Origin of the sequence: Rhodococcus sp. NPDC057135, assembly GCF_042670865.1 — a bacterium.
Classification (GTDB): Bacteria; Actinomycetota; Actinomycetes; order Mycobacteriales; family Mycobacteriaceae; genus Rhodococcus_F.
Map to the genome: position 1 here is coordinate 45,590 of NZ_JBHUUU010000006.1, position 12,444 is coordinate 58,033.

The window sequence follows — 12,444 nt, forward strand, 5'->3', positions numbered from 1 at the left end:
GTTCCCCTTCCGGTGAAGCGGTCACGCTTCGAGTACGCGGTCCATCCACGTCGTCAGGTCATTGATGACGTCGTCGCGGTTGGTCTCGTTGAAGATCTCGTGCCTGGCGCCCGGATAGGTGTAATAGGTGACGTCTTCGATCCCCGCCGAGTTGTACCGTTCGACTGCGACGTCGGTACGGCTCAGCGCGGCGTTGAGAGGATCCGAGGTGCCGACGAAGACCAGGATCGGAAGGTCTTGTCGCACGCCCTCGACGTCGACGAACCTCGGCCCAGCTGCGATAAGTCCGCCCATGCCGGCGTCGTCCAGGCTGAAACCGCACAGTGGATCGTTGATGTACAAATCCACCTGCGCTTCGTCACGGCTGAGCCAGTCGTGCGGAGTACGGGCCGGTTCGAATTCCGCGTTGAACTGGGCGAGGACGTCCGGGCCGTCGTTGACGAGGCTCTCGATCAGTTGATCGACCGCGGTGGTCCCCGACAGTGCGACGGCGTCGATGAGGTGCGAATGATCGAGGATGTACTGCTGCGAAGCGAACGACCCGAGGCTGTGACTGAGCAGTACGACGGGCAGGCCGGGGTGTTTGTCGCGGATGATGCCCGTGAGGGTCACCATGTCTGCCACCAAGCGGTTCCAGCCGTCGTCGCCGATGTTGCCTGGGCCGGCGTGCATGCTCTCACCGTGGCCGCGGTGGTCAGCCGCGTAGACGTGAAAACCGCGAGCATTCAGGGCTTCGGCAACGTGTGCGTAGCGTTTTGCGTGCTCACCCATACCGTGCGCGAGTTGAACAACCCCTCGAGGTTCCTGATCGGTGGGCCATTCGTGGACATGAATGACCACTCCGTCGTCGCTGGTGAAGGTGAACATTCGCTACTCCCGGTGGTCGCGATCCGGACAGGTCATTTCTCATGCTAGATCCGCAGCGGCAATCCATCCGGGAAGTAGGTCCTGATCACCGGCGAGCCTGATTCGTTTCTGCACATCCGGCTTCAAACTCGGATATACCGGACACGGATGTTCCGGAGCCAGTTGTCGACCAGCCTGAGGAGTACAGAGCGATGAATTCGAACCGCATGCGCAACGTCGGCTTGTTGGCTGCTCCACTCGCTGCTCTCGCCCTTCTCAGCGGTTGCGGCTCGGATGAAACGGGAACGGCCGAGAGTTCACCGGCGCCCGCCTCAACGACGACCGCCTCTGCGCCGACGACCCAGACCGGTACTGCCGCACCTTCGACCACCCATACCGATCACACCCAAACCACAACCTCGACGGCACCCAATCCCGAGGGTTGCGCGATCGGCGAACTGAACGTCACCCTCGGCCAACCGAGCGGCGCCGCTGGTTCGGTGGAGCTTCCGGTGGTCTTCACCAACACCGGCGGCCGCACGTGCACGCTCGACGGTTTCCCCGGCGTCTCGTATGTCACGGAAGCATCTGGAAACGAAGTGGGTGCTGCCGCCGGCCGCTCCGGATCCGGTTCACTCGTCTCCCTTGCCCCTGGCTCTGCCGCAACGTCTTTGGTGCGAGCTACGAACGTCGAGAACTACCCGGCAGATCAGTGCGGCGTGACCGACGTTGCGGGACTGAGGGTTTACCCACCCAACAGCTACGACTCGGTCTTCCTCGCCTACCCCACCAAGGGTTGCTCGATGACCGGCGCAAACATCAACCAGCTGACGGTCGCACCGGTCGCCCGCTGAGTCACGGCTTGAGGCGTCGTAGACCCCAGAGCGCCGGAAGGAGGAACAGGCCCGAAAGGATCAGGACGAGTGCAGCTTCCGTGAACTGGAAACGCCAGAACCGATCAGCTGAGTGGTAGCGAACTTCGTAGTGATCCACGCCGTGTTCCCGCAAACAGATCTCCATCTCTCTGTTCTGTTGCGCTGAGAGCACATCCATGCGGAGGCTGTACTCGGCACCGGTCTCCTCCGGGCGCTGGTCGTACGGGTTCTCGCCGCCTGATTCACCCCACGTGCACTCGTCGTATTTGATGTCGACCCAGTTACCTCGGAGGTCGACATATCCCTGCGCGAGTTCCCAATTGACCGCGGGGATACTGGTATCGCTCGAATAGTAGGAACTGAATCCGGCGACGGGTGACGTTCGGACACTCGGCTCGGCGTAATCGGGTCGTGCAACCACCTGAAATGCTGCCAGAATCGCAACAACACCGACCATCGTGATCGCCATTGCGCCGATCGAACTACGCACCAGCAAAGCCAGTGCTGCTCCGAGCATGAGTGCCATGAATGTGTATGCACCCAAGACCAGTCCGCTGGATTGAAAGAGCGGATACGACAGGTTCGATATCTCGACGAAAGTCGAACGCCCGGCAACAAATGCATACCGGGAGTTGTCCGGGAGAGATCGAGCCCATTGCAGTGCAAATCCGAGCAATGCCGAAGCCACAGAAATCGGCAGGAAGACGATCAACACCCGGGTCCAGAACCAACGAGTCCGACTGACCGATTGAGTAAGCCCCAATACGTGTGTTCCTTGTTCGACATCCCGCGAAAACACGGTGACACCGATCAACACGCCGAGGAACACCGGCAGAGCCGTCGCAACCACTGTCGTCAGGGTGAGAGCAGTCTCTGCCGTGCAGATCGCGGTGATGTCGTCGAAGCAACTGAGTGGCGATCCGAAGAGTTGGGCTTGTCCGCCGCTCTTGATGATCGCACCACTCGACAAGACAATGACTGCTAATGCCGCGAGGAATCCCAACGACACAATGAGCGACGTCCGGTGATGCCGCCACGTAACCCAGATCATGCCGCCACCATCGTTTCTGCGCTCAGGTGCCCGAGCACCACGTCGTCGAGAGTTGCGTCGTCGATCACCCAGCCGGCCCGAGGGCTCGGACGGATTCCCTCCACCACATGAGAATTCGACCGCATCCCCTTGTCGGTATGAATGACCGCACCGGCGCCGACCACGTCCGAAGGATCGCCGTCGCCGATCAATACGTAATGGGCAGCGATCAATTCATCCAACGGTCCGGACAATCTCGCGTTTCCACCGCCCAGCAGGAGAAGTCGATCCGAGACATCCGCCAGTTCGGAGACGATGTGTGAAGACAACAGAACCGTGGTGCCGTACTCGGCAACGTCTTCGAGCAGGGTGGTCGCAACGGACCGCCGTGCCACCGGATCAAGATCCGCCAAGGGCTCGTCGAGAAGGAGCAGTTGCGGCCTGCGCCCGAGCGCCAAAGCCAGTGCAACCCTGGTTCGTTGACCTGGTGACAGAGTCTTCGCCTTTGCATCGAGAGAAATTCCAGCGCGCTCCACCAGATCCAGAGCGTACTTCGCATCCCAATTGTCGTTGGTATACGCACCGAATCGAAGGAGTTCTGCAACAGTGAATTTGGGGTACAGCGGCTTGTGCTGAGCGAGGTAGGACAGGCCTGGGCAGATGCCGTCCTGATCCGGCGTGCTACCCAGGACCGAGATCGAACCATGGTCCGGCATCGTCAACCCGACGGCCAAGGACATCAGCGTGGACTTACCGGCGCCGTTCACCCCGACCAGGGCAGTGATACTTCCTGTTGCGACCTCGAAAGTGCAGGCGTCGAGCACCTTCTTCTTGCCGAAGCGCTTGTCCACGTCCTGCATCGTGAGCGCCGATTCTTGCTCAGTCATGATGTCTCCCCCTGCTTTCCGGACGGATCCGTTTCGATGAACGTCTTCTCGAGTTCCAAACTCACCAGTGCTTCGATGTCCGTGCGCTCGAGTCCAGCGGCCACGGCATCTGCCACCCAACGCGCCAACTCTCGCCGTAGCGCAGAGCTTTCCGCCATACCGGGCTTGGCCAGGGACTTGACGACGAACGTGCCCAACCCAGGCCGCGGAGCAACAAGTCCGTCGCGCTCGAGTTCCTTGTAGGCCTTCAGGACTGTGTTCGGGTTGATCGCGAGCGCTCCCACGACGTCCTTGGCTGTGGGCAGCCGATCCCCGACTTGGAGATCACCGAGCCTGAGCGCCTGCTTCACCTGAAGGACCAATTGCACGTATGTGGGAATGCCGGATCGGCGGTCGATACGGAAGTCGATCATCCGAACCCTTTCACTAGTTCATTAGTGGAATAGATATTTACCCTGCCTTGACCTCTCGGGTCAAGCCCGACGACCCCTGTAAAGTGCAGATGCCCCGGTTCACCGGGGTGCCACGCTGCTCGTGTGAAGTTCGGTGAAACCCCGGCACTGTCGACGCAACTGTGAATTCGCCCGTCACTACTCGAGGCGAACGAGTCAGGTCACCGGCCTCGTGGCGACACGATGGTTCTCGGACGAAGGACCGCTCGTGGCGCTTCCCCTCGCGGCCGCGCTGCTCGCGACCCTCGTCCACTAGCGGAGGGGTGGCTGTGAGTAGTCGGCCGACACGTAGATTCAGATCCGTACTTGCAGCGTTGACGGTGAGTACCGCACTGCTTGCCGGGGCCTGCAGTAGCTCGACATCCGACGCACCCACAACGACAGCCACCTCGGACGGTTCGTTCCCGGTTACTGTTGTTTCCGGTCCCACGGATTCCGGCACGGACATCACCATCGAGTCACGTCCGCAGTCGATCGTGTCACTCAGTCCCAGCGCCACCGAGACCCTGTGGGCCGTCGGCGCGGGCGATCAGGTGAAGGCCGTCGACAATCAGTCCGACTACCCAGCCGGCATCCCGGTCACCGATCTCTCGGGCTTTCAGCCGAACGTCGAAGCCATCCTCGGTTACGCACCGGATCTGGTGATCGCGTCGGACGACATGAACGATCTTGTCTCCGGACTGCAGAAGGCGAAGGTGCCGACTCTCCTGTTACCGGCAGCGACGAGCATCGACGACGTCTACGCCCAGATCGAGCGCGTCGCGAAGGCCACCGGCCACGAGGACAAGGGCACCGAAGTTGTCGACACCATGCGCTCGGACATCGACGCCGCTGTCGCCAGTGTTCCTGCGCGCCAACAGCCGCTGACGTACTTCCACGAACTCGACTCCTCGCTCTACACCGTCACGAGTTCGAGCTTCGTCGGGCAGATCTACTCGCTGTTCGGAATGAAGAGCATCGCCGACGCCGCCGGGCAGGGTGACTACCCGCAGTTGTCCGCCGAATTCGTGGTACAGGCCAATCCCGATCTCATCTTTCTCGCAGACTCCCAATGCTGCGGAGTGACAGCAGAATCCGTCGCCGCTCGACCCGGTTGGAGCGGCATGAAAGCTGTCACCGGTAACCAGATTCATGTACTCGACGAGGACCTCTCGAGCCGGTGGGGACCCCGTGTCGCCGATCAGGTGAAGGCTGTCGCGGCCATCGTTGCCCAAGTTCCCACGGCCTGAGCACTCGATGATCAAAGCCGGCATCTCCCAACATCGGACCGTCGTTCTGCTCGGCGCCGCGCTGATTCTGTGCGCTGCCTTGCTGATCGGCGTTCTGGTGGGGCCGGCCGGTTTGACGCCTGATCGGACCATTCTCGAACTTCTGGACGGAATACCCGGCATCAACATCGATTCCGGTCTCACCGCGACACAGCAGGCGATTCTCTGGCAGATTCGGCTTCCGCGAGTAGTCCTGGGCGCGTTGGTCGGAGCAATGTTGGCCGCGGCCGGCGCCGCCTACCAGGGCGTGTTCCGAAATCCCTTGGCGGATCCGTATCTCCTCGGCGTTTCCAGCGGAGCCGGACTGGGCGCAACCCTCGCCATCGTTTCGGGTGGAGCGCTGGGCATGTTCGGAATCCCCATGGCCGCCTTCGTCGGTGGCGTGCTGGCAGTGTTCGCCACCTATACGCTCGGCCGAAGCATTGGCGGGCCGCAGAACGCGGTAGTCATCATCCTCGCCGGTGTCGCTGTCGCAGCGTTCACGAATGCAGCGCAGACTTTTGTTCAGCAGCGGTTCGACGATTCGCTGCGCGAGGTCTACTCCTGGCTACTCGGCGGACTGTCCACCGACGGTTGGTCGGAAGTTCTGGTTGTCCTGCCGTACGTCGCGCTGGCATCAGCCGTCATCCTGGTACACCGACGCGTACTCGACGTGATGGCAGTCGGTGACGTCGAAGCCGCCAGCCTCGGCGTCGATCCCGCCAGATCACGCCTGGTGCTGGTGCTCGCCGCAACACTGGGAACAGCCGCAGTAGTGAGCGCAAGTGGGCTCATCGGCTTTGTCGGAATCGTTGTTCCCCATGCGGTTCGACTAGTCGTCGGCCCGTCGCATCGGCTGCTGCTCCCTCTGTCACTCATGCTGGGTGCGGCGTTTCTCGTCCTCACCGACGTCGCCGCCCGCACGGTCATGGCGCCGGCCGAACTCCCCATCGGGGTTGTGACCGCGATGATCGGCGCTCCGTTCTTCCTTCTGGTTCTGCGCCGCAGTCGGGTTTCGGCATGACCGACAGCGCAGTCCGGTGCCGCGGCCTCCGAGTCAACCTCGGCGGCAAGGACGTCGTCGACGGCATCGATCTCGATGTGACACCCGGCGATTGGGTTGCCGTGGTCGGGCCGAACGGCGCAGGCAAAACGACCTTGATGCACGCCCTCGCGGGATTGATTCCGTCCACCGGTGAACTCTCGGTCGGGGGACTCAGTCCTCGCAATTCCAGCCGCAAGGCCATGTCAGCCGTAGTCGCGCTGATGCCGCAACGCCCAGTCGTACCTGAGGGCGCGACGGTTGCCGAACTGGTGGCGCTCGGTCGTACTCCGTATCTACGACGCTTCGGAACCGAAACCGCCACAGACCGTTCGGTGATTTCCTCGGTGATCGAAAGGCTCGACCTCACCGAGTTCGCAGATCGACGAGCCACCGAACTTTCCGGTGGCGAATTGCAACGCGTGGTCCTGGCTCGGGCACTGGCTCAAGAACCGAAGGTATTGCTCTTGGACGAACCCACCAGTGCCCTCGACATCGGTCACCAGCAGCAGGTTCTCGACTTGGTGGAGGAACTGCGAGAAACCGACAACATCACAGTCATCGCAGCGATGCACGACCTCACTCTCGCAGGGCAATACGGGCGACGAATCGTGTTGCTGGACAAAGGCAGCGTCGTCGCCGACGGCACACCCTCAGCGGTGCTGCAAGCAGACCTCCTCGGCCGTGTGTACGGCGCTCGGGTCGAAATCCTGGACCGGCCCAGTGGTCCCATAGTTGTTCCGATTCGGCAGGAAGGCACCCGCTGATGGAACTGGTGATGCTCGGCACCGGTGCTGCTGACGGTTGGCCGAACCCGTTCTGTACTTGCCCTTCCTGCCTGGCGGCATTGTCGAATGGCACCGTTCGCGGACACACCGCCGCCTTGCTGGACAACCGCATCCTGTTGGACTGTGGGCCGGAAGTACCGCGTGCCGCGTCGCGATTCGGTCGCACATTGGCACACGTCGAACACATCCTGCTGACGCATTCTCATCCCGATCACCTCGGCCCGATGGCATTGCTGTTCCGATCCTGGGCCTCTCGCGCCGAACCGCTCCAGGTTCTCGGACCACCCGACGCGCTCGATCTCTGCCGAGACTGGGTGGGTCCAGGCGATCCGGTGACCTTCACGCCGCTCGAGGCCGGTCAGTCGATCATGTTGGGCACCTATCGGGTTCGCACCCTCGAAGCCGCGCACGAAGTACCCACCCTTCTCTACGACATCACCGACGCATCCGGATCTCGAATCTTCTGGGCCACCGACACCGGGCCTCTGCCCGAATCAGCTTTCGACGCCCTTGCCGACGCACGTTTCGACGCCGTCTTCCTCGAAGAGACCTTCGGCTACAAGACCGACCACGGCACCGGGCACCACGATCTGCCGAGTTTCGCGGAGACGGTGTCGCGACTACGCACCTGCGACGCGATCACCGATCGAACCGATGTGGTCGCCGTACACCTCGGGCACCACAACCCGGTCGAAAACGAACTCGCGGAGGCACTTCGCGTGTCCGGGGCGCGAGCGGTTCCGGATGGAACTGCGCTCGAGATCGGGGTAGGACAGAGCCATCGAACTCTCGTGACCGGTGGCGCCCGCTCGAGCAAGTCCACCTACGCAGAGGGCTTGCTTGCCGGCTACCGGCACGTCACGTACATCGCCACCGGGGATCCGCAGGACGACGATCCCGACTGGATCGAACGAATTGCGTCGCATCGCGCGCGGAGGCCGTCGACGTGGACGACGGTAGAGACCTCCGATTTGGCCGAGATTCTTTCAGGCGCAACAACACCGATCCTGATCGACTGCCTCGGCACGTGGTTGACCGCGCGCCTGGACCGACATCAGGCATGGACCACAGAAGATCTCAGCGGCGTCCACGCAGATATCGACGTCTTGGCCGACGCCTGGGCCGCCTGTCCGGTACCGATTGTCGCCGTCACCAACGAGGTCGGAAGCGGTGTGGTCCCGGACACGAAGTCCGGAAGGTTGTTCCGTGATCTGCTCGGTCTGCTGAACAGCCGCGTCGCCGCTGCATCCGAGTCGGTGGTTCTGATGACCGCCGGACTCCCCCAGCACCTGCGCGGGTGACGTCAGAGCAATCCGGTGAGCTGGCGCGCACAATCGAATAGAAAGCCGACCAACTCTCGATCGCCTTCAGTCACTCGTCCGCTCGCTCCCTGGACGCACAACCCGCCGGCCACCTGGTCCGCATGATCCCGAACGGGCACCGCCAAGGCGGATCTACCCAGACGACACTCCTGGTTCTCGAACGCAAATCCTTGCCGTCGAACAGACCTCAGCTGTTCAGACAAAACATCGAAGTCACCGATCGTGAACTCCGTGACCCGGCGTAGGTCCAAGCCCGGCAGCAACCGCTCGTCATGCGCCAACAACACCTTCCCCAGCGCATTCGCGTGAAGGTTCTTCGGCAGTGCGGCGATTCCGATGATCTCGTGGTCGGGATCCTTGTCGACAAAACGCAAGCGCCCACCGGTAAACGAGGCTACGTGCAGACCGAACCTCGTGTGTGTCCGCATGTCCTCGACGCGCTCGTGCAGCGTCGGCGCCGGACCACTCGACGACGCCGCATGCGAGAGCTCGGCAGTTCGACGCCCCAGCGCAAACCCGGACAGGTCTGGCACCCGCACCAGAAAGCCCTCGGCTACCAGCAGATTGAGCATTCGATACGCCGTAGCCGAAGGGACGCCTGCAAACGTGGCGATCTCCTTCGCAGTCGTTCCCGGCCCCAAGTGAGCTACAGCCTCGAGCATCCCGAGTGCCTTCTGAACCGCCCGCGGTTGTTGCCCGCTGAAGTGAGTCTCTTCGCCGATCCTTTTGCCTGATCGCGGACCAGCGGTTGCACGGTCCGCGGTCACCACCCATGCTCCGGCGAGTTACCTTCAGCGGTATCGCGATCCGGGACAAGTCGTCTTCGCCCGTCACCGTCGATCAGCAGTGTGCCGGCACCGGGCAACAGGTCTGCCGTTTCGACGCTGTCGAAGGCGCCCACCATCAGAAGGCTTTCAGGTCTGGCTCTACGGAGCAAGGCGCTCCACACGGTCCCCGACGCAGCGACGACAAGAGCTGCGATCGGCAGGGCCCACATCCCGTGTACCGCACCGTCGAGCACGATGTAGACCAGCAGACCAGCGCCGGTAGCGCTCACGGACACGGTGCATATCCGGGTCAGTGACGTGTGTTCGCCGATTCGGCGCAAGAACTTCCACGAAGCAAAGGCCACCAGGGTGTAAGCGCAGACCAACGCTGTCTCGACTACCCCGTCGAAGGATCCGGAATCGTCGCGAACCGTATCGGAGTAGACGAATACTCCCACCGCGCTTGCCGCGACGAACGCAAGTACCGCGACGTACGGGGTACGAAATCGTCGGTGCACACGGGCAAGCGGCGACGGCAGTACCCGTTCGATCCCCATCGAGTACAGCAACCGCGAGCCCGCCTGCGCACAACCGAGGGTCGACGCGAACCAGGAACACGTCATTCCGATCTTGACCGCCAGAACCACTTCCGCGCTGGCTCCGGATGCCGTTCCTTCGAAGTACGCTCCGACGATCGTTGCGCCGTGACCGGTCATCGCCGCCCAGGCCGCAAAAACGAAGAGAACCCCGCAAATGATCGGCGAAATGAGGACCGTGCGCGTGACGCTGATGAGTGGTCGTTTTGCTTCCGGACCGAAGAAGGCCGAACTCTCGAAGCCTGCCATGCTCAGTACGGTCAGCATGGCGAGAAACGGCACAGCGCTCAGCGACGGGTTCGGCAGGGCAACAGCAGTTGTCGCGCTGGTGTGCGTCGCCAGCATGACCACGACTATCAGAATCAGCGAGCAAGCCTCGACAACGAGGATCGCTCGGGTGGCGAACCGAACGCCTCGCACTGCAATCCACGCGACTGCAAGGGCAATCGCCACCGTCGTGATGACCGTCGCGGCAGTCCCTCGCACGTCGAGTCCGATAAGGGCGACGGTATCCAGCAGACTCGGAACCGCCTGGGAGAACACAGATACCGAGATTCCGAGGTAGCCGAGCACCAAGGCGGCACCCGCCGTCAGTGTCGCCCGGATACCGGAGCCCTGAAAGACGAAGCTGTACAACGATCCTGCAGCGGCCAGTCTCCGCGTGAACTGAGTGATGCAGAACGCAACGAGAAACACGGCCGAAGTGGTCGCTGCGATCGCAGCCAACCCGACGTAGCCGGGACTGTAAGTGATCATCCACAGGGCGATGAACACCATCCCGGTTGCCGGCGCGATCGTGGAGAGCGATTGTCCCAACAGGTCGATCGGGGTCAGACGTCCCCGTCCGAGACCGCGGAGCGGGGAGAACACGGGCTCACTGTGTTGATCCGCATTCTGCGCTCGCGCGATCGCTGCACGCAGTGCCGCACTCACGGCCATGTCTCACCGTCCGTCGCGTCCGGGCCCGAACCTACGAGCGAATTGTCAGAATTCGGTCAAGTTAGTCCGCTTATGTTTCGGCGCAGTTTCCACGATGGCGCGCGCAGAACTTTCAAGTGAGAATCCGACTTTGTTTGCCACCCAGCATCGTGCGGGATCAATAGTGGCCCGTGGTGTCCCAAGCCTACGAGCGGCGCTTCCACCTGCTAGTTCTCCACTTCTCACACGAAAACTGCTCTCTCAGTTGCACCTCGTCCAGGCGTATCGCGGTCGACGCGGGTTCGCAGCACTGCCCGTACAGGATGTGTCCCACACACCACCGGCCCTGCCGAACAGAACGGAGGAAGCATGGACTTCGTCAGCGCCACCACTGCGGCGATCATCGGATTTGTACTACTGCTCGCCGGCATTCCCAAGCTGAACGACCACGAGGGGGTACTCAGTTCCGTGCGCGGTTACAAAGTGCTGCCGGCGCGACTCGAAGTTCCGATCGCTCGCGCCCTCCCCGTCGCCGAGTCCGTCGTGGGTGCCCTGCTGGTTCTCGGCGTTGTCCATCGACTCGCAGCCGTGGCCGCTGCCGTGATGTTCGCGTCGTTCTTCACGGGTCTCACGATCAACCTCCTACGCGGTCGACGCGATCTGGACTGCGGTTGTTTTGCATTCGGTGTCGGCAAGATTCCGCATATCGGGTGGTTCCACGCCGTTCGCGCCGGGACACTCGCGGTGATATCCGTGGCCGTGTCGGTCGCCCCCAATCAAGCCGAGATCGGCGTCCAGATCGTGGCGGCAACCTTCGGATTCCTCCTCGTTCTGGCTGGAGTTGCTCTCGCACAGATTCGTTCGGTCGTCCATCTAGGGCGACGCCCGGTCGACGACTACCTGTCGAGTGCCTCCATCCGACTCCGCACTGCCGAGACCGCATCCCGGTACGGCTCGTGAACCACACCCACAGCCCCGAAAACTCGAAGGCAGGACTACTACGATGACCACTTTCCTACTCGTCGCGACCGTGATCCTGGTGATCGCCGTAGCCGTACTCTTCTTGATGGTTCTTGCCCTGGCTCGTGAAATCGGTCGCGTACAAGTACGTCTCGGACCGCTCGGCGCCCGCATGATGGATACCGGGCCCAAGGTCGAACAAGTCGGCCCGTCGTTTGCCGGTCTGATCGACCAGGAGGGACGAACCGTCGGAGTCGGCGGTCACCGCGACAAGCCGCAACTCCTGCTGTTCACCGCACCGAGCTGCTCGACGTGCAAGAGTCTTCTTCCCGGAGTAAGGGCAATGGCCCGAGCTGAATCCGATCTCGATGTGGTGATCATCTCCGACGGAACACCCGAAGAGCACCGTGAGTTCCTGGCCGGCAGCGGAATCGGTTCCGAGCTCAGCTACATCGACGCCCGAGACGTCGGCATCGCGTACCAGGTGGGTACAACTCCCTACGGAGTGATTCTCGACGAGCACGGCAAGATCCGAGGAAAGGGCCTGTGCAATCACACGGCTCAAGTGGAGAGCCTGCTCAATGCGCTCGAATCCGGTACCCCCTCACTCCAGCACCTTCATGCCCAGGCGAAATCCGGCAGCGCGGCCTGATCTTCCTGCACAGTTCGATCCTCTTCACGAATCAGGAGAAAATCGTTGGACGACAATGAATT

Annotated in this window: 13 protein-coding genes; 7 read left to right on the forward strand and 6 right to left on the reverse strand. The window is 62.1% G+C overall.

The genetic code is table 11. From position 1 onward, the window contains the following. Window positions 1–21: 21 nt before the first annotated feature. Window positions 22–867: an alpha/beta hydrolase gene (locus tag ACFT1A_RS13090; protein ID WP_308371293.1), complete on the reverse strand. Its 846-nt coding sequence runs from the start codon at window positions 865–867 to the stop codon at window positions 22–24. Between the two features lie 191 nt (window positions 868–1,058). Here ACFT1A_RS13090 and ACFT1A_RS13095 point away from each other — a divergent pair, with 191 nt between their 5' ends. After that, complete coding sequence (locus ACFT1A_RS13095; protein WP_378447315.1) at window positions 1,059–1,700, forward strand: DUF4232 domain-containing protein; 642 nt, start codon at window positions 1,059–1,061, stop codon at window positions 1,698–1,700. Between the two features lies 1 nt (window position 1,701). On the opposite strand, the gene ACFT1A_RS13100 is transcribed toward ACFT1A_RS13095, so the two are convergent. From ACFT1A_RS13100 to ACFT1A_RS13110, 3 genes are read right to left on the reverse strand one after another with little or no spacing between them, the layout of a single operon-like run. Continuing rightward, window positions 1,702–2,772: an ABC transporter permease gene (locus ACFT1A_RS13100; RefSeq protein WP_378447316.1), complete on the reverse strand. Its 1,071-nt coding sequence runs from the start codon at window positions 2,770–2,772 to the stop codon at window positions 1,702–1,704. Continuing rightward, window positions 2,769–3,638 (reverse strand): ABC transporter ATP-binding protein, encoded by an 870-nt coding sequence (locus ACFT1A_RS13105; protein WP_378447317.1) that lies wholly within the window; start codon window positions 3,636–3,638, stop codon window positions 2,769–2,771. Before ACFT1A_RS13105 ends, ACFT1A_RS13100 begins: the two co-directional genes overlap by 4 nt. Next, a complete protein-coding gene (locus ACFT1A_RS13110; protein WP_003939899.1) occupies window positions 3,635–4,051 on the reverse strand; it encodes a GntR family transcriptional regulator in 417 nt (138 codons plus the stop codon). The genes ACFT1A_RS13105 and ACFT1A_RS13110 overlap by 4 nt, the downstream gene beginning before the upstream one ends. Window positions 4,052–4,359: 308 nt before the next feature. On the opposite strand from ACFT1A_RS13110, the gene ACFT1A_RS13115 reads away from it, so the two are divergent. From ACFT1A_RS13115 to ACFT1A_RS13130, 4 genes are read left to right on the forward strand one after another with little or no spacing between them, the layout of a single operon-like run. Then, window positions 4,360–5,319, forward strand: coding sequence for an ABC transporter substrate-binding protein (locus ACFT1A_RS13115; protein WP_378447318.1), 960 nt, complete (start codon window positions 4,360–4,362; stop codon window positions 5,317–5,319). 7 nt (window positions 5,320–5,326) lie between these two features. Beyond that, complete coding sequence (locus ACFT1A_RS13120) at window positions 5,327–6,361, forward strand: FecCD family ABC transporter permease (RefSeq protein WP_378447319.1); 1,035 nt, start codon at window positions 5,327–5,329, stop codon at window positions 6,359–6,361. Beyond that, window positions 6,358–7,146: an ABC transporter ATP-binding protein gene (locus tag ACFT1A_RS13125; RefSeq protein ID WP_378447320.1), complete on the forward strand. Its 789-nt coding sequence runs from the start codon at window positions 6,358–6,360 to the stop codon at window positions 7,144–7,146. Before ACFT1A_RS13120 ends, ACFT1A_RS13125 begins: the two co-directional genes overlap by 4 nt. Next, window positions 7,146–8,468: a bifunctional adenosylcobinamide kinase/adenosylcobinamide-phosphate guanylyltransferase gene (locus ACFT1A_RS13130; RefSeq protein ID WP_378447321.1), complete on the forward strand. Its 1,323-nt coding sequence runs from the start codon at window positions 7,146–7,148 to the stop codon at window positions 8,466–8,468. The genes ACFT1A_RS13125 and ACFT1A_RS13130 overlap by 1 nt, the downstream gene beginning before the upstream one ends. 2 nt (window positions 8,469–8,470) lie before the next feature. Here the strand turns inward: ACFT1A_RS13130 and ACFT1A_RS13135 are convergent, their stop codons facing one another. Both ACFT1A_RS13135 and ACFT1A_RS13140 read right to left on the reverse strand, forming a co-directional pair. Then, window positions 8,471–9,256: an IclR family transcriptional regulator gene (locus tag ACFT1A_RS13135; RefSeq protein ID WP_378447322.1), complete on the reverse strand. Its 786-nt coding sequence runs from the start codon at window positions 9,254–9,256 to the stop codon at window positions 8,471–8,473. Then, window positions 9,253–10,791 (reverse strand): APC family permease, encoded by a 1,539-nt coding sequence (locus ACFT1A_RS13140; RefSeq protein ID WP_378447323.1) that lies wholly within the window; start codon window positions 10,789–10,791, stop codon window positions 9,253–9,255. Before ACFT1A_RS13140 ends, ACFT1A_RS13135 begins: the two co-directional genes overlap by 4 nt. A gap of 348 nt (window positions 10,792–11,139) precedes the next feature. On the opposite strand from ACFT1A_RS13140, the gene ACFT1A_RS13145 reads away from it, so the two are divergent. After that, a complete protein-coding gene (locus tag ACFT1A_RS13145; RefSeq protein WP_378447324.1) occupies window positions 11,140–11,730 on the forward strand; it encodes a MauE/DoxX family redox-associated membrane protein in 591 nt (196 codons plus the stop codon). Between the two features lie 43 nt (window positions 11,731–11,773). Next, window positions 11,774–12,382, forward strand: a complete 609-nt coding sequence (locus ACFT1A_RS13150; RefSeq protein ID WP_378447325.1) for a redoxin domain-containing protein — start codon at window positions 11,774–11,776, stop codon at window positions 12,380–12,382. Window positions 12,383–12,444: the final 62 nt, after the last annotated feature.